We start from the raw sequence: 20,557 nt of genomic DNA on the forward strand, positions 1-20,557 counted from the left end.
ACCCGGCCCGGACGTGAGGTGGAACGGCGTGAGTGACGGGCGATGGCGCAGGGCGGGGGGAACCCTCATACGCGTGGTCTCGGTGTGGGGTGTCTCCACCCTCACCCTGCTCGCCCTCGCGGGGATCCTGCCCGACTTCCGGCTCCAGGCCGACGACGGCGACACCGTCACGAGGACCGCCTTCACCGCGGCCTGGGCAGCGGGCGCCTTCGGCCTGCTCTCCGCCCTGGTCTGGCCCGTGCTCGTCCGGGCCCTGCTCATCGTGCCCGCCCTGGTACTGGGCGCCCTGGTCTTCTTCCTCAACGGCTCGCTGCTGCTCATCGCCCTGCGGCTCATCCCGGACGGCCGCGGCGACGCCGCCCCGGAGACCGCCGTCGTCGTGGCGGCCGTGATGTCCGCCGTCGCCTCCGCCGTCTCCACCGCCCTCGCGGTGCGTGACGACGACGCCTACCGGCGCAGGCTCTCCCGGCTCGCCGACCGGCGCCGCAGACGCAGCGGCGTCCCGCACAGCGCGGACGGCGGACGGGCCGGACCGCCCGGCATCGTGTTCGTCCAGCTCGACGGCGTCGGCCACGACGTCCTGGAACAGGCGGCGGCCGACGGGCTCATGCCGACCGTGGCCGGCCTGCTCGCCGACGAGGCGGGCCACCGGCTCACCCCGTGGACCACCGACTGGTCCAGCCAGACGGGCGCCAGCCAGCTCGGCATCCTGCACGGCACCAACTTCGACGTGCCCGCGTTCCGCTGGTTCGAGAAGGAGAGCGGCACCGTCATGGTCTCCAGCAGACCGGCGAGCGCCCTCGAACTGCAGCGCAGGGCCATCGCCCGCACCCATGACGGCGGCCTGCTCACCGTCGACGGCGCGAGCCGGGGCAACCTCTTCAGCGGCGGCGCGGACCAGCTCGCCCTGGTCCTGTCGATGGCGGCCCGGCTGGGCAAGGGGCGCCGCTCGCGCTCCGGCTACTTCGCCTACTTCTCCGACCCCGCCAACGCCGTCCGCACGGCCCTGTCCTTCGTCGCCGAGGTGGGCCGCGAGATCGGCCAGTCGGTCCGGGCACGGGTGCGGAAGGAGTCCCCCCGGGTGAAGCGCGGGGGGCTCTACCCCTTCATCAGGGCCTTCGCCACCGTCGTGGAACGCGACGTGGTGGTCGCGGCGGTGATCGGTGACATGTTCGCGGGGCGCACCGCCGTCTACGCCGACCTGGTCGCCTACGACGAGGTGGCCCACCACTCCGGGCCGCACAGCAGGGACGCGGAGAAGGTCCTCGCACGTCTCGACCGTTCGCTGGGCCTCATCCTGAAGATCGCCGACCACACCCCGCGCGCCTACCGGATCGTGCTGCTGTCCGACCACGGCCAGAGCCCCGGGGAGACCTTCGCGGGGCGGTACGGCCTCACGCTCAAGGACCTCGTACGGGCCGGCTGCGGACTGCCCGTGCCCCGCAGGGCCCAGCGCACCCGCAGCGCCTCGGAGGCCCGCGACGCCGTGCGCATCGCTCTGCACCGGCCGGTCGCCGGGGAGCACGAGCAGGAACACCCCAAGTCCTCCGACCCGGTCGTGCTCGCCTCCGGGAACCTGGGGCTGCTGTCGTTCCCGGACATGGAGGGGCGTGCCTCGCGCGAACAGCTCGACCGTCGCCACCCCGCCCTGCTCAGCACGCTGGCCGCCCATCCGGGGATCGGCTTCCTGCTCGTACGGAGCGAGAAGCACGGCTCGGTCGTGCTCGGCGGGGGCGGGGCGGAGATCCCGGTGGCCGAGCTGACGGACGGCGAGGGGCCGTTGGCCGTCTTCGGGGCCGGCGCGGCGGACGCGGTCCGCCGGACGGACGGATTCCCGCACGTCGCGGACGTCATGGTCAACTCGGCGTACGACCCCGGGACCGGCCGGGTGCACGCCTTCGAGGAACAGATCGGCTCGCACGGCGGGCTCGGCGGCGAACAGTCCCGGCCGTTCCTGCTCTGGCCCCGGACGCTGACGGACCCGCTCGACGCGATGGCGGCGGACGCGCCCCGGGGAGCGTCCCCGGCGGATCCCGCGGGGGTGCCCCGGACCGGTCCTGTGGGGGCGGAAGCGGTGCACCGGGTGCTGGCCCGCTGGCTGCGGGAGCTCTCCGGGCCGCAGGTGCCGCTCGGGCAGGAGGCCTTCACCGGGGCCGCGCCGCCGGACGAGCCCTTCCCGGACGCGTCCTCCCCGATCGAGCCTGCCGGTCAGCCGGTCCGCTCCGGGGGCCCGGCCGGATCCGGCGCCCCGGCCGGCGCGGTCGCACCGCTCCCCGCCGTGCCTGACCCCGACGACGCCGGGCTACCGGGCACACGTGGGTGACGGCCCCGGGCGTCAGGCGGACTCGCGCCGCACCAGCGTCGGGTGGAAGACCACGGACGGCGCGGGGCCGTCGCCCGGCTTGCCGATCTGCTTCAGGAGGAGCCGGGCCATCTCGGAGGCCATCTCCTCGACCGGCTGACGCACCGTCGTCAGCGGCGGATCGCACGCCACCGCCGCGTTGCTGTCGTCGAAGCCCACCACGGCCACGTCCCCGGGCACGTCCCTGCCCGCACGGAGCAGCACGGGCAGCGCGCCCAGCGCCATCAGGTCGGAGGCGATGAACACCCCGTCCAGGTCCGGCCGCTCACGCAGCAGCCGCCGCATCGCGGAAGCCCCGCCCGCGTGCGTGAAGTCGCCCTCGGCGGTCACCACGTCCCCGATGCCGTGCTGTTCGAGCGCGTCCAGGAAGCCGGTCAGCCGCACCTGCCCCGCGGGCGTGTCCTGAGGGCCCGCGACCGTGCCGATGCGCCGCCGGCCCAGGGCGGCCAGATGCCCGGCCGCCATCTGGGCCCCGGCCCGCTGATCCGCCTCGACGTAGGTGAGCGGCGAGGGCCGGCGGGGACGGCCCGCCAGCACGGCGGGCAGCCGGGTGTCGTGGAGCAGGCCGGGCAGCGGGTCGTCGGCGTGCGAGGAGATCAGCACCACCCCGTCGACGTGCCCCTGGCGCAGGTAGGACAACAGCTGGTTCCGGGAGGCCTCGTCGTCGGACAGCATCAGCACCATCTGGATGCCGGCGGGGCGCAGCACGTCCATCAGCCCTTCGACCACACGCCCGAAGTGGGGGTCGGAGAACATCCGGCCGATGAAGGGCTCGGAGACGGGGCGTTTCTCGCGCTCGGAGACCACGAGGGCGATCGAGTCGGTCCGCCGGGTCACCAGCGACCGCGCCGCACGGTTGGGGACGTAGCCCGTGGTGGCCACCGCCTCCTCCACGACGCGCCGCAGGGCCGGGTCCACCGTGGTCGCCCCGTTGATCACGCGGGACACGGTGGCCCGGGAGACGCCCGCCACCGCGGCCACGTCCTCCAAGGTGGCGGGGCGTACGGGCGGTGAGACGTCGGCAGTCATGCAGTCTTTATACCGGGTGATCCGATGGGCAGGCGAAGGGTTCCGGCACGTCAGCGGCCCTGCCCGCGCACAGATCCGTCAGAGCCGCCAGTTGTTCCCCGCGCGCGGCCACCAGGGCGCGCGCCCGCGCTCGGGCATCCGCCGAGCCGCCGGCGGCCGTGGCTGAGCGCGAGACCTGCTCCGACTGGCGCAGATGGTCGTGGATCAGGGTCACGAGCAGGCGGTCGAAGGCCGCGCCCCGGGCGGCGCGGGCGCGGTCGAGATCCTCGGCCGTCACCATGCCCGGCATGTCGTGCCCCTTGTGCAGATCGGTGTCCGGCAGCCCCATCCGGTCCCGCAGCCCCCGCAGCGCGGCCAGTTCGCCGGCCTGCGCGGTCCGCAGGCGGGCCGCCCAGGACCGCAGCCCGGGGCCGGTGGCCTTCCCGGCCGCGACGTCCAGCAGGACGAGGGCCTGTTCGTCCATCGGGATCATCAGCTGGACCCATGCGGCGTCCGTCGGGTCCACGGAGGGGGCGGAGCCGGCCGTCGTGGGGGAGTGGCCGGACGCCGGGTCCGACCGCCGGTCTCCTTCCCCGGCGCACGAGGTCAGAAGGACGAGCAGGAGCAGCAGGGCTGCGGTGCGACGAGCCGTCATCGGCAGGAGGTCCTTGCGCGGGGCGCCCGTCCGGGCCTCGGGGACCCGGACGGGCGCTGGTCGGACGGTGGGTCGATGTGCGGTCAGGGCGTGCCGTCGGCCCCGCACTTGATGATGGCGTTGATGCAGTCGCGCACCCGTTGTGCGATCTCCGCCTCGGGCCAGACATTGAAGAAGTCGCCGTGCATCGTGTAGCCCCGCCCCGAGGCCAGCCGGAGGCGTGCGGGGTCACCGTTGACCGGATAGCGCAGGACCTGACGCAGCTTGGGAACCGGGACCGGGTGGGTCGAGGGGCAGGCCCCGCCGACCGGATAGGCCATGTGGCTCTTGTGGTCGGCCGAGTCGAGGTCCCTGCCGTTCCAGCACTGCGGGAAGTCCAGGTAGCTCTCCATCATGGAGCCCGCGGGGCAGTTGACGAAGTCGTGCGACGGGTCGACCTCGCCGTGGTGCAGACAGGACCAGCGGGAGATGGTGTTGTCGTCCGGGCCGGTGGCCTTGGCGTTGCCCGCGACGATGCGCAGCCCGCGGGGGAACGGCTCGATCGTCCGGATGATGTCGTCCCGCACGCCCTCGCCGAGGTAGTAGAAGGTGGTGCCGGTCGGCTCCACCGCCCGGTCGCCGTCGTACAGCGTGGGGACCCAGTACGAGGAGAGGTCGGTCGCGGGCGCGCAGCTGGTGCGGGCCTTCTCCAGCGAGGCCAGATCGGAGTGGGCGTTCGCGGAGTCGTTGCCGAAGAAGCTGTGCATGTGCGAGGCACCGGGCAGGTTCGGCAGCACGATCGGGTCGTCGGGGGCCCGGTGCGTGTAGGGGCATTCCGCGAGGAACTCGGCTACCCGGACCACGTCGGCGGCGGCCTCGGCCCCGGCCTGGGGGGCGCGATCGCCGGCGGCGTTGCCCGCGTTGGCCTGGATGAGGGAGAGGGCCAGCGCGGCGGCGGCCAGGCCCGCGATCCGGTAGCGCCAGGACGGCAGGGCTCTGCGTGCGCGGTGTTCGGTCGTGCGTCTCTTGAGGAAGGGCACGGCACTCCTGTTCCGAGGAAGTGGGGTTCCTCCGGCCGGTGGTCCGGCCAGGGTAGAGAGCGCTCTCTCAAAGGAACGTAGAAGTGTGACCGAAGCATGTCAATACTTTGAGAGGAGGCCTCAAATGCCTGCTGCTGAACGGGATTCGGGGTCCCATGACCGGGAGAGCGCTCTCCCGGGGGGAGGTTCGACCATGGGGCGAGGGGGACTGTCAGTGGTGGACGGCAGGATGGTGGTCATGACGACGAACTCAGCAGGTGCGCTCGCCGACACCGCCTCCTACGCCGCCGCGGTCGAAGAGGCCAAGCGTGCCGCCGCCGCGTATTACACCGCAGGTGAGAGCAGCCTCGACGACGACGCGTACGACCGGCTCGTGCGCGGGATCGCCGCCTACGAGGAGGAGCACCCGCAGGAGGTTCTGGACGCCTCGCCCACCGGGAAGGTCGCGGGCGGAGCGGCGTCGGGGGACGTGCCGCACACCGTCCCGATGCTCTCGCTGGACAACGTCTTCTCCGCCGAGCAGTTCGTCACCTGGACCGTGTCGGTGGAGCGGCGCATCGGCAGACCCGTCGCCGCCTGGAGCGTGGAGCCGAAGCTCGACGGCCTGGCCGTCGCCGCGCGATACCAGGAGGGCCGCCTCGACCGGCTGATCACCCGCGGCGACGGGACGGCCGGGGAGGACGTCTCGCACGCGATCGGCACGGTGCTCGGTCTGCCCGAGCGGCTCGGTGCTCCCGTCACCCTCGAGGTGCGCGGTGAGATCCTCATGACCAACGAGCAGTTCGAGCAGGCGAACACGGTGCGCACCGGGCACGGCGCGGCCCCCTTCGCCAACCCGCGCAACGGCGCGGCGGGCACACTCCGCGCCAAGGACCGTCCGTACCGGGTGGAGATGACCTTCTTCGCGTACGGCGCGCTCGCGCTCCCGGATTCCGGTGAGCTGACGGCGACCCTTGCCGGACTTCCGCACAGCGAGGTCCTGGAGTACGTCGCGGGGCTCGGCGTGCACACCGCGGCGGACACCGCGGTGGCGCCGCGCACCGTCGGCACGGTCGAGGAGGTGCAGGCCGGGGTCGAGGGCATAGCGGCCCTGCGCGCCTCGCTGCCGTTCGGGATCGACGGCATCGTCATCAAGGCGGACCTGGCCGCGGACCAGCGTGACGCGGGGTCAGGGACGCGGGCGCCGCGCTGGGCCATCGCCTACAAGCTGCCGGCCGTGGAGAAGGTCACCCGGCTGCTGGCCGTCGAGTGGAACGTCGGCAGGACCGGGATCATCGCGCCGCGCGCCGTGCTGGAGCCCGTCGAGATCGACGGATCCACCGTCGGTTACGCCACGCTGCACAATCCGGCCGACATCACCCGCCGTGATCTGCGCCTGGGCGATCACGTCATGGTCTACAAGGCGGGTGACATCATCCCCCGCATCGAGGCCCCTGTGGCGCATCTGCGGACGGGTGAGGAGCAGCCGGTCGAATTCCCCGAGGTGTGCCCCCAGTGCGGCTCGGAGATCGACACGAGTGAGCAGCGCTGGCGCTGCACCCGGGGCCGCAACTGCCGTCTGGTCGCCTCCATCTCCTACGCGGCCGGCCGCGATCAGCTCGACATCGAGGGTCTCGGCGCCACCCGGGTCGTCCAGCTCGTCGACGCGGGCCTCGTCCAGGACTTCGCCGACCTCTTCACGCTGGAGCGGGACCAGCTGCTCTCCCTGGACCGGATGGGTGAGACGTCCACCGACAACCTGCTCGCGGCCATCGGGGCGGCCAAGGAGCAGCCGCTCTCCCGGGTCTTCTGCGCCCTCGGTGTCCGTGGCACGGGGCGCTCCATGTCCCGCAGGATCGCACGGTACTTCGCCTCGATGGACCGGATCGTTGCGGCCGACGCGGAGGCGTTGCAGCGGGTCGACGGCATCGGCACGGAGAAGGCGGCCGCCGTCGTCACGGAGCTGGCGGAGCTGGCGCCCCTGATCGCCAAGCTGGTGTCCGCCGGGGTCACCATGACGGAGCCCGGCGCGACTCCGCCGCCCGAGCCCGGTGCCGAGCCGGAGGCCGGGGAACAGGGTGAGGCCGGGCTGCCGCTCGCCGGCATGACCGTGGTGGTCACCGGGGCGATGACCGGGGCCCTGGAGAAGCTCTCGCGCAACCAGATGAACGAGCTGATCGAGCGGGCGGGAGGGAAGTCCTCCTCCTCGGTCTCCAAGCGCACGAGTCTGCTCGTCGCCGGGGAGAAGGCCGGATCCAAGCGGACCAAGGCCGAGGACCTGGGGGTCCGGATAGCCGCCCCCGAGGAGTTCGCGGAGCTGGTCGAGGCCCACCTTGCCTCGTAGGCGCGAGAGCCACCCCTGGTGATATCCCTTGGATTTGCCTAGGTGATGGTGTTTTTCGCCTCCGTGTTGCATAGTGAGGGTTCGATCATGCCTTGCTATCCATAGCGTGGGTGTGCGGTGGGGGCCGGAGGATGAGGACCGATGGGTTCTTCGTGTGACGGACGGCGGCATGGCCGGCGGGTCCACCGGCGGAGGAACCCGGCGGACGGCGCGCGCTCACCGCACGACGCGGGGCCGGTCCCCGCACCACCGTCGCCGCACGACAGGCCCTCGCCCGGCACTCCACCGCCGCACGGCACGACGGCCGACGACGCGCCGTCGCCGTACTGCACCCTGGCGCCGTCCTGCACGCCGTCGCCGCACTCCACGTCGTCGGCGCCCCGCTCAGCACCGCACCAGGTGCGGCACCTCCTTGCCGGGCTGGTCCTCGCCGTCCTGACGTTGCTCGGCGGCGCACCGGCGGCAGCCGGGGCGGCGCTCCCCGCGCAGGGGGCCGCGGTCGCGCACACCGACCGTCCCGCCGGCCCCCTCGCCCCTCGGCACACGCACGCCGCCCACCGCGCCGCGCACACGATCCGGGCCGGCGCGTCCGCGTCCGGCGGCGCCGCGCGGGTCTCCGGTCCCTCGGCAGCCACCCGGCCCGTGGACGTCCGGCGGGCGGACGCCGACCCCGCACCCCGGCCGCGCGCGGGCGCCGACCGGCCGCACGCGCCGCACCACCTGCCTCCGCCCGGCCACGCCGCTCTGCCCCCGTGCCCGCACGGTCTTCCCCCTCGGGGGGCCGCGCCCCTGGAGGTAGGCGCAGGGCCCATCGTCGTCGTACGGGTCCGGGCGACGCTTCCCGGCGTACGTGGGCCCCCGGGTGTGACGGCCGCTCAGGCGGCCCGCCACCGGTCCTGTTCCGCAGACCTGTCGCCCCGTCCCCTCTGAGTCCGGGGCGGACGACGCCCACTCGAGGGGATTCCCATGACTCGCGCCACCACGGTGCGAGCGGTTCTGGCTGCCGCCGTGCTGCTCGTCGCCGTGCTCATCACGCTGACCATGTCACCCAGACTCGGCCTCGACCTCCAGGGCGGCACCCGGATGGTGCTGCAGGCCGAGGACTCCCGGGCGGCGAAGGCCGACCGGGAGAGCACCGACCGCACCCTGGAGGTGCTGAGGCAGCGCATCGACTCGCTCGGTGTCGCCGAACCGGTCCTGACCCGCTCGGGCGAGGACCGGATCATCGTCGAACTGCCCGACGTCCAGGACCCCCGCCAGGCAGCCGAGGTCCTGGGCAGGACCGCCCGACTGGGCTTCCACGCCGTGCGGGGGACCGGGGCCGAGCAGGACGGGCGAACGACGCTGCCCGACGAACAGGGCGGTCTCCTCGCCCTCGGCCCGGAGCGGCTCTCCGGTGCGGGGGTCAAGGACGCCACCGCGGAATTCGACGCCCAGCAGGGCACGGGCTGGGCGGTCTCCCTCCACTTCCACAAGGAGGCGGGACAGAAGTGGAAGCGGCTCACCGGGGACGCCGCCTGCCACCCGGCCGGGGACGAACGCCGCCGCGTCGCCATCGTCCTCGACGGCAAGGTCATCTCCTCGCCCCAGATCGATCCGTCGGTCGCCTGCGAGAGCGGCCTGCCCTCCGGCTCCACCCGGATCACCGGCTCCTTCAGCGCCGACGAGGCCCGCGATCTCGCGCTGCTCATCAAGGGCGGCGCACTCCCCGTGCCCGTCGAGATCATCGAACAGCGGACCGTCGGACCGACACTCGGCGCCGCCGCCATCGACGCGAGCGCCAGGGCCGCACTCATCGGCGCGGCAGCCACCGCCCTTTTCGTCACCCTCGTGTACCGGCTCTTCGGAGCGCTCGCCGCCCTCGCCCTCGTCGCGTACGGCGTGATCTCCTACGCGGCCCTGGTGGCGCTCGGAGTCACCCTGACGCTGCCGGGCCTCGCCGGATTCGTCCTCGCCGTCGGCATGGCGGTCGACGCCAACGTCCTCGTCTTCGAACGGGCCCGCGAGGAGTACGCGCACCGGACGAGCCGCCCGCTCCGTTCCGCACTGGCGGCCGGGTTCCGTCACGCGCGAAGCGCGGTCGCCGACTCCAACGTCACCACCCTCATCGCCGCGGGCCTGCTCCTCCTCCTCGGCTCCGGACCGGTCAAGGGCTTCGGGCTCACCCTGGGCATCGGTGTCCTGGCCTCGATGTTCTCGGCACTCGTCATCGCCCGGGCGCTCACCGAGATCGCGGCGGGCTCCCGTTTCGTCAACGACTACCGGGGTGTCAACGGCATCGCGCGCCCCGGTCGCGTCCGCACCTGGCTGAGCACACGTGACCCCCGGCTCTTCCGGTCACCGGGGCGCTGGCTGACGGTCTCCACCGCACTCGTCCTCGTCGCCGTGACCGGAATCCTCGTGCGCGGCGTCGACCTGGGGGTCGAGTTCACCGGCGGGCGGCTCGTCGAGTACTCCACCAGCCGTCCCGTCGGTGTCGAGGAGGCCCGGGACGCGATCGCCGCCGCCGGCTTCACCGACGCCGAGGTCACCACCGCGGGCGAGCACGACCTCTCCGTGCGCACCGGCAGGCTGGACGACGACGGGGAACACGCCCTGCGCGCCGCCCTGGCCGAGGAGGGCGGCGCGACGGCCAAGGTGCGGGACGAGCTCATCGGGCCCAGCCTCGGCGACGAACTGCGGCGCAACGCCCTGATCGCCCTCGGCGTCGCCGTGTGCGTACAACTCGCCTATCTCGCGGCCCGGTTCCGCTGGACGTTCGCCGCGGCCTCGGTCGGCGCCCTGGTGCACGACGTCGTCCTGCTCGTCGGTGCCTTCGCGTGGCTCGGCCGCCCCGTCGACGGCATCTTCCTCGCCGCCCTTCTGACCGTCATCGGCTACTCCGTCAACGACTCCGTCGTGGTGTTCGACCGGGTGCGGGAGCTGTGGGCCCGGAACCGGCGCACCCCGCTCGCCGAGGTGGCCGGCCGCGCCGTCCTGCAGACCGTCCCGCGCACCGTCAACACCGGGATGGGCGCCCTGTTCATCCTCGTCGCCCTCGCCGTGCTGGGTGGTGAGTCCCTCGCGGACTTCGCCCTCGCCCTCCTCATCGGCATCGGCGTGGGTACGTACTCCTCGGTGCTGACCGCGGTACCGGGAGCACTCCTTCTGGAGGGGCACCGCAAGGCCCCGCCTCCCACCGGGAAACGGGCAACGGGGCGCGGGACGACGCGGGGGCGGACACCCGGGCGGACCGGCCGGGACCCGGCCGACGCCGGAGCACGCGTGTAGTCCGCGGGCCGTACGCGTCGGGCCGGGGGAAGCGCACCCCGGCACACCCGGCGCGGCGCGTACGGGTCGGACATCCGGCGGCCTGCGGCACAATCCTGACCACGTCCAGTGAACGGAGCGTGCCGCTCGTGCCTGCCGTGCTGCGTGACGCCCGGGACACGCTCGTACCCGACATGACCGGGCCGCACGGTCCGCTGCCGCCGGTGCTGCTCGTGCTGACCGTGCTCACCGGAACGGTCGACGCGTTCAGCTTCCTGCTCCTCGGGCATGTCTTCGTCGCGAACATGACCGGCAACGTCGTCCTCCTGGGCTTCTCGCTCGCCGGCGCACCGGGCTTCTCGACTCCCGCCTCCGCGGCGGCGCTGGTCGCGTTCGCGGCGGGGGCGCTGACCGGCGGGTTCACCGTGCACCGGGCCAGGGCCCACCGGGGCCAGCAGTTGCAGCACGCGCTTCTTGTCGAGACCGCCTTCGTCACCGCCGCCATGACGGTCGCCCTGGTCTCGGGCCGGCCGTACACGGGAGGGGCCCGCTTCGCGCTCATCGTGCTGCTCGGCCTCGGACTCGGCGTGCAGAACGCCATGGTCCGGGTGCTCGCCGTGCCCGACCTCACCACGACCGTACTCACCCGCACCCTCACCGCGACCATCGCCGACAGCCGGCTCGCCAAGGGACCCGGCGGCCATGCGGGGCGGCGCGTCCTCTCCGCCGGGGCCATGCTGGCCGGCGCCTTCCTCGGAGCTCTGGCCCTACTCAAGGGACACCCGGCCCTGCCTCTGCTGATCGCCGTGGCCCTTCTCGCCGCGGTGACCACGGCGGCGACCCTGTTCGCCCGGAGCGACGCGCTCTGGACGCGGCCGCCCGCGGCCTGATGAAGCGGGCCGTCGCACCGTGCCGGCTTCGGCCGGTGTCGGGCGCGACAGCCGACGGACCCGGGCCGTAACGTCACGGGCACCGCAGGCCGCACCGCTACGCCCCAGGAGGCGCCGTATGCCCACCGAACCGCTGTCCGCGCACGACATCGAGGCAGGGCTGCGCGAGCTGCCCGGCTGGCAACTGGAAGGTGACCGGATCACCCGCACCTACCGACTGCCCTCCCACTTCGCGGCGGCGGGGCTGACCGTCCATGTCGCCCAGGTCCAGGAGGAGCTCGACCACCACTCGGACCTGACGTTGGGCTACAACACCGTGTCCCTCGCCGTGCACACCCACGACGCGGGTGGCGCCGTCACGCGGAAGGACCTCGCGCTGGCGGCACGCGTCGAGGCGATCGCCCCCGGTCACGGGGCGAAGTAGCCCCTGCCGCACGGGAGATCAGAGCGCCGGACCGAACCGGGGGTGTGCGGCCAGCCAGCCCGCGTAGCTGTCGCTGCGCCGCACCGCCTCCGCGTACGCCGACCGGGTGTGCCCGGTCACCGCACCGGCCGCCGCACCGGCGGCGAGGGAACGCGGGTGCCGTCCCAGCAGATGGCGCCAGCTCAGCGGTGAGCCCGTGAGAGGGCGGGTCACCAGGCCCGGCGTCGGCGGGAAGGTGGCCCGGCACAGTCCGATCGCCCGGCCCACCTGGACCAGATGGACGACGGAGGCCGTGTCCGTCTCGTACACCGACACCGGGGTGAAGCCGGCGCGCGCACAGGCCGCGGTGAAGCAGTCGGCGAAGCAGCCGTCGCCCGGCACGTCGGCCCAGCACTCGTCCGCCAACGCGGAGAGCCCGAGCTCCTGTTCGCCCGCCAGCGGGTGGTCCTCGGGCAGCATGACGAACACCGGGTCGATGCCGATCACCTCCCAGACCAGCCGGTCGGCCATCGGTGGCGGACTCTCCCCGCAGGCGCCGATCAGCGCGAAGTCGAGCCTGCCGTCGATCAGCAGCGAGGCGATCTCCCCGACCGACCACGCGGTGTGCGTGGTCACGGGCGCCGTGGGATGCGCGGCGGCCAGCCGGTCGACCAGCCCGCCGAGCAGCGGGCCGTGCGTGCCGCCGAGCCGGAAGCGCTCCACGGTGGCCCACGCGTTGGCGAAGCGCACGGCCTCCTCCTGCAGTCCGCTGACCGCGGGCAGCACCACCCGGGCCCGCTCGAGCACCAGCTCGCCCAGCGGGGTGGGCCGCGCGCCCGTGTGGTCCCGGTCGAAGAGCGGCCCGCCGAGTGCCTTCTCGATCCGCCGCAACTGTGCGCTGAGCGCGGGCTGCGCGAGCCCGAGGGACGCCGCGGCCTTGGTGAGGCTGCCGGTGTCGGCGATGGCCCGTACGGCGCGCAGATGACGTAACTCCAGCTCCATGCGCGCACGGTAGGGGCGGAGGAGCCCCTCGGCAATACGTGGACACGCTTGACGCACTCACCACGAGCAGTCACAGAGTCACCCCACCGGCGTCCTCATAGGATTGCCCCGTGCTGGACTACGACACGGAAGCCGCCCGTTACGACGCCACCCGGGGTGGGACACCCCGCGCCGAGGCCGCCGCCGATGCGGTCCTCCGGCTGGTGCCCCCGTCCGCGCGCACCCTGCTGGACATCGGCTGCGGGACCGGACTGGTCACCGAGCGGATCGCCCTCGGACGTCCAGGGCTCCGGGTGTTCGGGGCGGACGCCGCGTACGGCATGGCGCGGCTGGCCCGGCAGCGCGTCGGCGCGGTCGCCCTGGCGGATGTGCGGACACTTCCCCTGGCCACCGGCACGGTCGACGCGGTGAGCGCGGTCTGGCTGCTGCACCTGCTGCGCGGGGACGGCGTGGTCCGGGAGGTGGTGGCGGAGGCGGCCCGTGTGCTGCGGCCCGGCGGGGTGTTCGTCGCGACCGTCGACAAGGACGCGGGCCACGACGTGGGCAGCGACATCGACGCGGTGCTCGCCCCGTATCTGAGCGCGCGGCCCGCCGACGCCGCGGACCTGGTCACCGGGTACGCCCGCCACGTCGGCCTGGAACCGGCCGGCGACGCAGGGTTCGCGGGCCACGGGCAGGGCCGCTCGCCCCGGCGTACGGCCGGGGCTGTGCTGCGGGGGGACTACGCGTCGCGGCTGACCCTGCCCGGGACGGCCGCCACCCGGCTCGCGGAGCAGCTCCTCGCGCTGCCGGATCCCGACACCCCCCGCGCCGACCCGGTGTACCGGCTGCTGGCCTTTCGCACACGCGGGTGAGCGAGGTGGTCGCCGCAGGCGCCCGAAGACCGGCAAGCACGTCGTTCCGGGCGCGGTGAAGGCGTCCTCACGCACGCAGGACGGCGCCCCACCGCGTACGCGGTGGGGCGCCGTCCTGCGTGCGGAAGGGGCTCAGGCCCCGACGTTGAACTCGGCCGGGTCGGGGCCGAGGCGCTTGCCCTCGTCGAGTGCGGCGAACGCGGCGAGGTCGTCGGCGTCCAGCTCGAAGCCGAAGACGTCGATGTTCTCCGCGATCCGTGACGGCGTCACGGACTTGGGGATCACCACGTGGCCGGTCTGCAGGTGCCAGCGGAGCACCGCCTGGGCGGGGGTCCGGCCGTGCTTGTGCGCGACGGCGACCACCGTGGGGACCTCGAGGAGGCCCTTGCCCGAGCCCAGCGGCGACCATGCCTCGGTGACGATGCCGTGCTCGGCGTGGAAGGCGCGGGACTCGGCCTGCTGGAGCTGCGGGTGCAGCTCGATCTGGTTGACCGCCGGGACGACGGAGGTCTCGCCCAGCAGGCGCTCCAGGTGCTCCGGGTGGAAGTTGGAGACACCGATGGCCTTCGCGCGGCCGTCGGCGAGGATCTTCTCGAAGGCCTTGTACGTGTCGGTGTAGGCGTCCTTGGCGGGCACCGGCCAGTGGATGAGGTAGAGGTCCACGTAGTCCAGACCCAGCTTGTCCAGCGACGCGTCGAAGGCGCGCAGCGTCGAGTCGTGGCCCTGCTCGCTGTTCCACAGCTTGGTGGTGACGAACAGCTCCTCACGGGCCACGCCGGAGGAGGCCAGGGCCTTCCCCGTGCCCGCCTCGTTCCCGTAGATCGCGGCGGTGTCGATGCTCCGGTACCCGGCCTCCAGGGCCGTGGTCACGGCCGCCGTGGCCTCGTCGTCCGGCACCTGCCAGACGCCGAAGCCGAGCTGCGGCATCTCGAGGCCGTTGTTGAGGGTGATGGTGGGGACCTGGCTCACGAGCAGTCGATCCTTACGTTGTAGTCGGTTCTCGCCAGGACAACGATCGGGGCCGCCCGAGCATTCCCGCCTTCCACGATCCGGTGAACCGAACGCCAGTGTGACTGATGAGGCGTCAGGGAGACCGGGCCGCGTTCACCGGTAGAGCGCGTCGACCTCGGCCGAGTACGCCGTCTCGATCGCCTTCCGCTTCAGCTTGAGCGACGGGGTCAGGAGGCCGTGCTCCTCGGTGAACTGGTGCGCCAGGATGCGGAACGTGCGGATGGACTCCGCCTGGGACACCGCCGTGTTCGCGGCCACCACCGCCCGGCGCACCTCCATCTCCAGCTCGGAGTCGCGCACCAGGTCCGCGGCGCGCATCGGCGTACGGCCCTGCATGGCGAGCCAGTGCTCGACCGACTCGTGGTCCACGGTGACGAGCGCCGCGATGTAGGGCCGGTCGTTCCCGACGACGATGCACTGCGCGACCAGCGGATGCGCGCGCACCCGCTCCTCCAGGCCGCTCGGGGCCACGCTCTTGCCCCCGGAGGTCACGAGGATCTCCTTCTTGCGGCCGGTGATGGTCAGGTAGCCGTCCTCGTCGAGTGAGCCGATGTCCCCGGTGGCCAGCCAGCCGTCGTGCAGTACGGAGTCGGTGGCCTTGGGGTCGCCCAGGTAGCCGGAGAACACGTTGGAGCCGTGCACCCAGATCTCGCCGTCCCGGGCGATGTGCACCGAGGACCCCGGGATCGGCTGGCCGACCGTGCCGTAGCGGGTCCGCTCCGGCGGGTTGGCCGTCGCGGCGGCGGTCGTCTCGGTGAGCCCGTAGCCCTCGAAGACCGTGACTCCCGCGCCCGCGAAGAACAGTCCGAGCCGCCGGTCCATGCCGGAGCCGCCCGACATCGCGTGCCGCACCCGGCCGCCCATCGCCTCGCGGACCTTGCGGTAGACGACCTTGTCGAAGAACTGGTGCTGCACGCGCAGCCCCGCGGACGGTCCGGGGCCGGTGCCGAAGGCGCGTTCCTCCATGGCCTCGGCGTACTTCACCGCGATCTCGACGGCCTTGTCGAAGGCTCCGGCCCGGCCCTCGGACTCGGCCTTGCGCCGGGCGCCGTTGAAGACCTTCTCGAAGATGTACGGCACCGCCAGGATGAAGGTGGGCCGGAAGGCCACCAGGTCCGGCATGAGCGCCTTCGCGGACAGTTCCGGCTGGTGTCCCAGCTTCACCCGGCCGCGCAGCGCCGCGATCTCCACCATGCGTCCGAAGACGTGCGCGAGCGGCAGGAAGAGCAGGGTCGCCGCCTCCTCGCCCGGCTTGGAGAGGAACACAGGGTGCCAGCGGGCGACCATGGTGTCGGCCTCGAACATGAAGTTGGCGTGGGTGATGACGCAGCCCTTGGGGCGTCCCGTCGTGCCGGAGGTGTAGATCACGGTCGCCACCGAGTCGGGGGTCACCGCGCGGCGGTGCCGGTGGACGACCTCGTCGTCGATCAGCGTCCCCGCCTCGGTGAGCTCGGCCACCGCGTCGGCGTCCAGCTGCCAGAGCCGGTGCAGATTCGGCAGCCGGTCGATCACGGAGCCGATCGTCATGGCGTGGTCCTCGTGCTCGACCATGACGGCCGCGACCTCGGCGTCGTGCAGCATCCAGAGGACCTGCTCGGCCGACGAGGTCGGGTAGATCGGCACGGACTGGGCGCCCACCGTCCAGAGGGCGAAGTCGAACAGCGTCCACTCGTAGCGCGTACGGGACATCAGCGCGACCCGGTCGCCGAAGCGGACGCCCTGGGCGATCAGCCCCTTCGCGAGCGCCAGCACCTCGTCGCGGAACGCGGCGGCCGACACGTCGTGCCAGCGCCCCTCGGCGTCCTTGCGGCCGAGGGCCGTCCGGTGGGGATCCTCGTCCGCGAAATCGAAGACGGTGTCGGCGAGGCCGCCGACTTGTGGGGCGGCGGCCATGGGTGGGACGGTGAACTCACGCAATGACCTGCTCCTTGTGGCTCCGCACGGCGCCGCGACGCTACCTCACCGCGCGAGCCCGCGGGAGGGTCCGAAGTCTCCGGAAAACGTGGCATCTGGCCAGTCCGACCGCAGAAAACGGGCCAGATGGGCAAGGCTCGGGCGCACTTCTGACCGCCGGGTAAGTAGCTGGGGCGGGAATCTCCACCGAATCTGTACGCGGCGCTTACGCCTGATCCGGGTGCGCGGGCACGACCGGGCCGCGGTGGAGTCGGTCCCCGCCCGCCAGGATCGCCGCCGCGAGGGCGTCCGCGGCCTCCTGGGCCGTGTCCCTGCGGCGGCCGTGCAGCAGCACGAAATCCACATCTCCCAGCTCCGGCAGACCTGCCCGGGCGGGCACCGGCACAAGGCCCGGCGGGATGAGTCCCCGGGTGTGCGCCATCACCCCCAGGCCGGCACGCGCCGCCGCGACCAGAGCGCTGAGGCTCGCGCTCGTGCACGCGAAGCGCCAGGCCCTGCCGTGCTCCTCGAGCACCTCCAGGGCGCGTGCCCGGGTGATGCCGGGGGGCGGGAAGGCGATCAGCGGCAGCGGACGGTCGGGGTCGATCCGCAGCTGCGGGGCGCCGATCCAGGCGAGGGTGTCCTGCCAGACCAGCTCGCCATGGGTGTCACCGATGCGCCGCTTGGCCAGCACCAGATCGAGCCGGCCCGCCGCGAGCTGCCGGTGCAGCGCGCCGGACAGCTCCACCGTCAGCTCCAGCTCGACCTCGGGGTGCTCGCGCCGGAAGGACTCCAGGATCTCCGGGAGCCGGGTCAGGACGAAGTCCTCCGAGGCGCCGAACCGCAGCCGGCCGCGCAGCCGGGTGCCGGTGAAGAACGCCGCCGCCCGCTCGTTGGCCTGCAGGATCGTCCGGGCGAACCCCAGCATGGCCTCGCCGTCCTGGGTGAGGTCGACCCGGTGCGTGTCCCGGGTGAACAGCTGCCGGCCGGCCTCGGACTCCAGGCGGCGGACGTGCTGGCTGACCGTCGACTGGCGCACGCCGAGCCGGCGCGCCGCCTGGGTGAAGCTCAGGGTCTGGGCGACGGCCAGGAAGGTGCGGAGCTGCACGGGGTCGTACACCGTCCGAGGTTATCGCGCATCGTGATGACAGTCAGTGCGGTGTACCGGTTTCCCGATCGCGGCGCCCAGGAGCACGATGGGGAGCGCACGATTCCACCGAGAGAGCACGGAGCACATGAGCCGCCGCACCAGCCGTCGTATCCCCGCGCTTCCGTCCTGGCTGCCGGTCGACCCGTACATCCTGGCGCTGATCGGCACGGTGGTCCTCGCGGCTCTCCTCCCCGTGTCGGGGACCGGCGCCGACGTGGCGGGCGGTGCGTCGACCGGGGCGGTGGCCCTGCTCTTCTTCCTGTACGGAGCGCGCCTCTCGACCGCGGAGGCGCTGGACGGGCTGAAGCACTGGCGGCTCCACCTCACCGTCCTGGCCTGCACCTTCCTGGTGTTCCCGCTGCTCGGGCTCGCCGGCCACGGTCTGGTGCCCCACGTGCTGAGCCCGCAGCTCCAGGACGGCTTCCTCTTCCTGTGCCTGGTCCCCTCGACCATCCAGTCGTCGATCGCCTTCACGTCGATGGCCCGCGGCAACGTGCCGGCCGCGATCTGTGCGGGCTCCTTCTCCAGCATCGCCGGGATCGTGCTCACCCCGCTGCTCGCCGCCGTCCTGCTCGGCGGCAGCGCGGGAGGGTTCTCGACGGATGCGCTGGTGAAGATCGTCCTCCAGCTGCTCGTGCCCTTCCTCGCCGGACAGCTGCTGCGTCGCTGGGTCGGGGGCTTCATCGGCCGCCACCGCAAGGTGCTGGGCTACGTCGACCGCGGCTCGATCCTGCTCGTGGTCTACACGGCCTTCAGCGAGGGCATGGTGGCCGGGATCTGGCACCAGGTCACCCCGCTCCGGCTCGGCGGGCTGCTCGCCGCCGAGGCGGTGCTGCTCGCCCTCATGCTCACGCTGAGCTGGTACGGCGCGAAGCGGCTGGGCTTCGGAAGGGAGGACCGGATCGCCATCCAGTTCGCCGGGTCGAAGAAGAGCCTGGCGGCCGGGCTCCCGATGGCCAGCGTCCTGTTCGGCGCGCACGCGAGCCTCGCGGTGCTGCCCCTGATGCTCTTCCACCAGATGCAGCTGATGGTCTGCGCGGTGATCGCCAAGCGCCGCTCCCGCGATCCGCTGCCGGAGGAGGCCCCGGTTCTGCCTGCTCCGGCGGAGGCGCTGAACTGACGCTCCGGTGGGGGCGTGGCTCCGGTGAGTGGCAGCGGCTGAGTGGACGCGGACGGCGTGGTCGACGCGAACCCGGAGTCGGCCGACGCACCTTGGGGGCCGAGCCCCCGGTGCCGTACCCGGCATCGAGCGGTGCGCGGTCGCTCTCAGCTGCTCGCCGAGCCGCGAACACGTCGTATGGTCCACAGCATGACGGCAGAGGAGAAGGCCCTGAAACCCCGGGTGCAGCTGGTCATCGGCATCATCCGACGAGGCGACGAGATCCTGCTCGTGCGGGAGAGTCTCGGTGCCGCCGGTGAGCTCCTCTGGTCGCTGCCCGGCGGCGGGGTCGAGGACGGTGAGCTCATGCACGAAGCTCTCCGACGCGAGCTGCGGGAGGAGACCGGGCTGCTCGTGGGGGATCCGGTGCGGACCGCCTTCCTCATGCACATCGACTCGGAGCGCTACCCTTCGGCCGTGGCCGCCGCCTTCGAGATCGACGAGTGGTCGGGGGATGTCGCGCCACAGGACGACGACATCGAACAGGCCGCCTTCTTTCCCCTGCCGGATGCCCTCAAGCTGCTGGGTGAGCTGGACAGCGCGACGCAGCGGGAGCCCGTCGTCGGCTATCTGAACGGGGACGCCGCTCCCGGGACCACCTGGCTGTACCGCAACCGGGGTGGAGAAGAGACGCTGGTTGCCCGCTGGTGACCCACGAGAGGTCCGGCCGGCGCAGGGGCGTTCCCCGTCGGCCTGACCTCTGCCCCGTGCGGCGGGTGGGCCTGTCTCAGTCCTGGCCCACCGTCGCCCCGAGGACGATGCGGTGGTCACCCGCGTACACGTTCATGGACTGACCCCGCAGGAAGCCGACGAGGGTCAGTCCGCTCTCGGCGGCGAGGTCCACGGCCAGCGACGACGGTGCCGAGACCGCCGCGAGCATCGGGATCCCCGCCATCACCGCCTTCTGCGCCAGCTCGAAGGAGGCCCGCCCCGACACCAGCAGGATCGACTGCGAAAGCGGCAGGCGGTCGTCCGTGAGGGCGCGCCCCACCAGCTTGTCCACCGCGTTGTGGCGGCCGACGTCCTCCCGGATGTCGAGCAGCTCGCCCTCCGGCGAGAACAGTGCCGCGGCGTGCAGCCCCCCGGTCCGGTCGAACACCCGCTGCGCCTCGCGCAGCCGGTCGGGGAGGGCGGAGAGCAGGGCGGGCGTCACCCGGACCGGGGGAGTGTCGCCGATGGGGTGGCGGGTCGTGGTGCGGACGGCGTCGAGGCTGGCCTTGCCGCACAGCCCGCAGGACGAGGTGGTGTAGACGTTGCGTTCCAGGGTGATGTCCGGGACCACGACGCCGGGCGCGAGCTTCACGTCCACCACGTTGTACGTGTTCACCCCGTCGGCCGTCGCCCCGGCGCAGTACACGATCGACTGGACCTCGGAGCCCTCTCCGATCACGCCCTCGCTCACCAGGAAGCCGGCCGCGAGCGCGAAGTCGTCGCCCGGGGTCCGCATCGTGATGGCGAGCGGCTTGCCGTTCAGCCGGATCTCCAGGGGCTCCTCGGCGACGAGGGTGTCGGGACGGGTCGTGACCGCCCCGTCCCGGATGCGGATCGTGCGGCGACGCTCGGTGACCCGTCCCATAAC

17 protein-coding genes are annotated in these 20,557 nt (G+C 72.9%); 9 read left to right on the forward strand and 8 right to left on the reverse strand.

Annotation, left to right across the window (positions count from 1 at the left end; genetic code table 11):
* Nucleotides 1-28 precede the first annotated feature (28 nt).
* Entirely contained in the window at nt 29-2,323 is a 2,295-nt protein-coding gene (locus OG488_RS31845; RefSeq protein WP_329235302.1) for a phage holin family protein, read from the forward strand.
* Between the two features lie 12 nt (nt 2,324-2,335).
* Here the strand turns inward: OG488_RS31845 and OG488_RS31850 are convergent, their stop codons facing one another.
* From OG488_RS31850 to OG488_RS31860, 3 genes are all read right to left on the reverse strand, one after another.
* A complete protein-coding gene (locus tag OG488_RS31850) occupies nt 2,336-3,391 on the reverse strand; it encodes a LacI family DNA-binding transcriptional regulator (RefSeq protein WP_329235305.1) in 1,056 nt (351 codons plus the stop codon).
* Between the two features lie 7 nt (nt 3,392-3,398).
* Nucleotides 3,399-4,025: a DUF305 domain-containing protein gene (locus OG488_RS31855; protein ID WP_329235308.1), complete on the reverse strand. Its 627-nt coding sequence runs from the start codon at nt 4,023-4,025 to the stop codon at nt 3,399-3,401.
* A gap of 83 nt (nt 4,026-4,108) precedes the next feature.
* The gene (locus tag OG488_RS31860; RefSeq protein WP_329235310.1) at nt 4,109-5,044 is read right to left on the reverse strand and encodes a DUF1996 domain-containing protein; all 936 of its coding nucleotides are present in this window, start codon (nt 5,042-5,044) and stop codon (nt 4,109-4,111) included.
* Nucleotides 5,045-5,282: 238 nt separating this feature from the next.
* On the opposite strand from OG488_RS31860, the gene ligA reads away from it, so the two are divergent.
* The 5 genes from ligA (at nt 5,283) to OG488_RS31885 (ending at nt 11,930) form a co-directional block, all read left to right on the forward strand.
* Nucleotides 5,283-7,367, forward strand: coding sequence for an NAD-dependent DNA ligase LigA (gene ligA, locus OG488_RS31865; RefSeq protein WP_329235312.1), 2,085 nt, complete (start codon nt 5,283-5,285; stop codon nt 7,365-7,367).
* Nucleotides 7,368-7,766: 399 nt separating this feature from the next.
* Nucleotides 7,767-8,297, forward strand: a complete 531-nt coding sequence (locus tag OG488_RS31870; protein WP_329235313.1) for a hypothetical protein — start codon at nt 7,767-7,769, stop codon at nt 8,295-8,297.
* A gap of 36 nt (nt 8,298-8,333) precedes the next feature.
* Nucleotides 8,334-10,637 (forward strand): protein translocase subunit SecD, encoded by a 2,304-nt coding sequence (secD, locus tag OG488_RS31875; RefSeq protein WP_329235316.1) that lies wholly within the window; start codon nt 8,334-8,336, stop codon nt 10,635-10,637.
* Between the two features lie 128 nt (nt 10,638-10,765).
* Nucleotides 10,766-11,506, forward strand: coding sequence for a YoaK family protein (locus tag OG488_RS31880; RefSeq protein ID WP_443074283.1), 741 nt, complete (start codon nt 10,766-10,768; stop codon nt 11,504-11,506).
* 118 nt (nt 11,507-11,624) lie between these two features.
* Nucleotides 11,625-11,930 carry a 4a-hydroxytetrahydrobiopterin dehydratase gene (locus OG488_RS31885; protein ID WP_329235321.1) on the forward strand — a complete coding sequence of 102 codons (306 nt, stop codon included), beginning with the start codon at nt 11,625-11,627 and terminating at the stop codon, nt 11,928-11,930.
* An 18-nt stretch (nt 11,931-11,948) separates the two neighbouring features.
* Here OG488_RS31885 and OG488_RS31890 read toward each other — a convergent pair whose 3' ends face one another.
* Nucleotides 11,949-12,911, reverse strand: coding sequence for a LysR family transcriptional regulator (locus OG488_RS31890; protein ID WP_329235324.1), 963 nt, complete (start codon nt 12,909-12,911; stop codon nt 11,949-11,951).
* A gap of 110 nt (nt 12,912-13,021) precedes the next feature.
* Here OG488_RS31890 and OG488_RS31895 point away from each other — a divergent pair, with 110 nt between their 5' ends.
* Entirely contained in the window at nt 13,022-13,765 is a 744-nt protein-coding gene (locus tag OG488_RS31895; protein ID WP_329235327.1) for a class I SAM-dependent methyltransferase, read from the forward strand.
* Between the two features lie 132 nt (nt 13,766-13,897).
* Here the strand turns inward: OG488_RS31895 and OG488_RS31900 are convergent, their stop codons facing one another.
* The 3 genes from OG488_RS31900 to OG488_RS31910 all read right to left on the reverse strand — a co-directional run bounded on the left by OG488_RS31900 (nt 13,898) and on the right by OG488_RS31910 (nt 17,789).
* Nucleotides 13,898-14,734 (reverse strand): aldo/keto reductase, encoded by an 837-nt coding sequence (locus OG488_RS31900; RefSeq protein ID WP_329235330.1) that lies wholly within the window; start codon nt 14,732-14,734, stop codon nt 13,898-13,900.
* Between the two features lie 135 nt (nt 14,735-14,869).
* Entirely contained in the window at nt 14,870-16,669 is a 1,800-nt protein-coding gene (locus OG488_RS31905; protein WP_329239160.1) for an AMP-dependent synthetase/ligase, read from the reverse strand.
* 226 nt (nt 16,670-16,895) lie between these two features.
* The gene (locus OG488_RS31910; RefSeq protein ID WP_329235333.1) at nt 16,896-17,789 is read right to left on the reverse strand and encodes a LysR substrate-binding domain-containing protein; all 894 of its coding nucleotides are present in this window, start codon (nt 17,787-17,789) and stop codon (nt 16,896-16,898) included.
* A gap of 115 nt (nt 17,790-17,904) precedes the next feature.
* Here OG488_RS31910 and OG488_RS31915 point away from each other — a divergent pair, with 115 nt between their 5' ends.
* Nucleotides 17,905-18,939: a bile acid:sodium symporter family protein gene (locus tag OG488_RS31915; RefSeq protein WP_329235335.1), complete on the forward strand. Its 1,035-nt coding sequence runs from the start codon at nt 17,905-17,907 to the stop codon at nt 18,937-18,939.
* Between the two features lie 189 nt (nt 18,940-19,128).
* Nucleotides 19,129-19,629, forward strand: coding sequence for an NUDIX hydrolase (locus tag OG488_RS31920; protein ID WP_329235338.1), 501 nt, complete (start codon nt 19,129-19,131; stop codon nt 19,627-19,629).
* Nucleotides 19,630-19,705: 76 nt separating this feature from the next.
* On the opposite strand, the gene fdhD is transcribed toward OG488_RS31920, so the two are convergent.
* Entirely contained in the window at nt 19,706-20,554 is an 849-nt protein-coding gene (fdhD, locus tag OG488_RS31925) for a formate dehydrogenase accessory sulfurtransferase FdhD (protein WP_329235341.1), read from the reverse strand.
* Between the last annotated feature and the right edge of the window lie 3 nt (nt 20,555-20,557).

The organism is Streptomyces sp. NBC_01460 (assembly GCF_036227405.1).
In the GTDB taxonomy this organism is placed as follows: Bacteria; Actinomycetota; Actinomycetes; order Streptomycetales; family Streptomycetaceae; genus Streptomyces.

What these genes read in the sequence shown, in the direction of transcription:
- OG488_RS31850 (WP_329235305.1), bottom strand. Translation starts at nt 3,391, where the DNA reads ATGACTGCCGACGTCTCACCGCCCGTACGCCCCGCCACCTTGGAGGAC.
- OG488_RS31855 (WP_329235308.1), bottom strand. Translation starts at nt 4,025, where the DNA reads ATGACGGCTCGTCGCACCGCAGCCCTGCTGCTCCTGCTCGTCCTTCTG.
- ligA (WP_329235312.1), top strand. Translation starts at nt 5,283, where the DNA reads ATGACGACGAACTCAGCAGGTGCGCTCGCCGACACCGCCTCCTACGCC.
- secD (WP_329235316.1), top strand. Translation starts at nt 8,334, where the DNA reads ATGACTCGCGCCACCACGGTGCGAGCGGTTCTGGCTGCCGCCGTGCTG.
- OG488_RS31885 (WP_329235321.1), top strand. Translation starts at nt 11,625, where the DNA reads ATGCCCACCGAACCGCTGTCCGCGCACGACATCGAGGCAGGGCTGCGC.
- OG488_RS31890 (WP_329235324.1), bottom strand. Translation starts at nt 12,911, where the DNA reads ATGGAGCTGGAGTTACGTCATCTGCGCGCCGTACGGGCCATCGCCGAC.
- OG488_RS31905 (WP_329239160.1), bottom strand. Translation starts at nt 16,669, where the DNA reads ATGGCCGCCGCCCCACAAGTCGGCGGCCTCGCCGACACCGTCTTCGAT.
- OG488_RS31915 (WP_329235335.1), top strand. Translation starts at nt 17,905, where the DNA reads ATGAGCCGCCGCACCAGCCGTCGTATCCCCGCGCTTCCGTCCTGGCTG.
- OG488_RS31920 (WP_329235338.1), top strand. Translation starts at nt 19,129, where the DNA reads ATGACGGCAGAGGAGAAGGCCCTGAAACCCCGGGTGCAGCTGGTCATC.
- fdhD (WP_329235341.1), bottom strand. Translation starts at nt 20,554, where the DNA reads ATGGGACGGGTCACCGAGCGTCGCCGCACGATCCGCATCCGGGACGGG.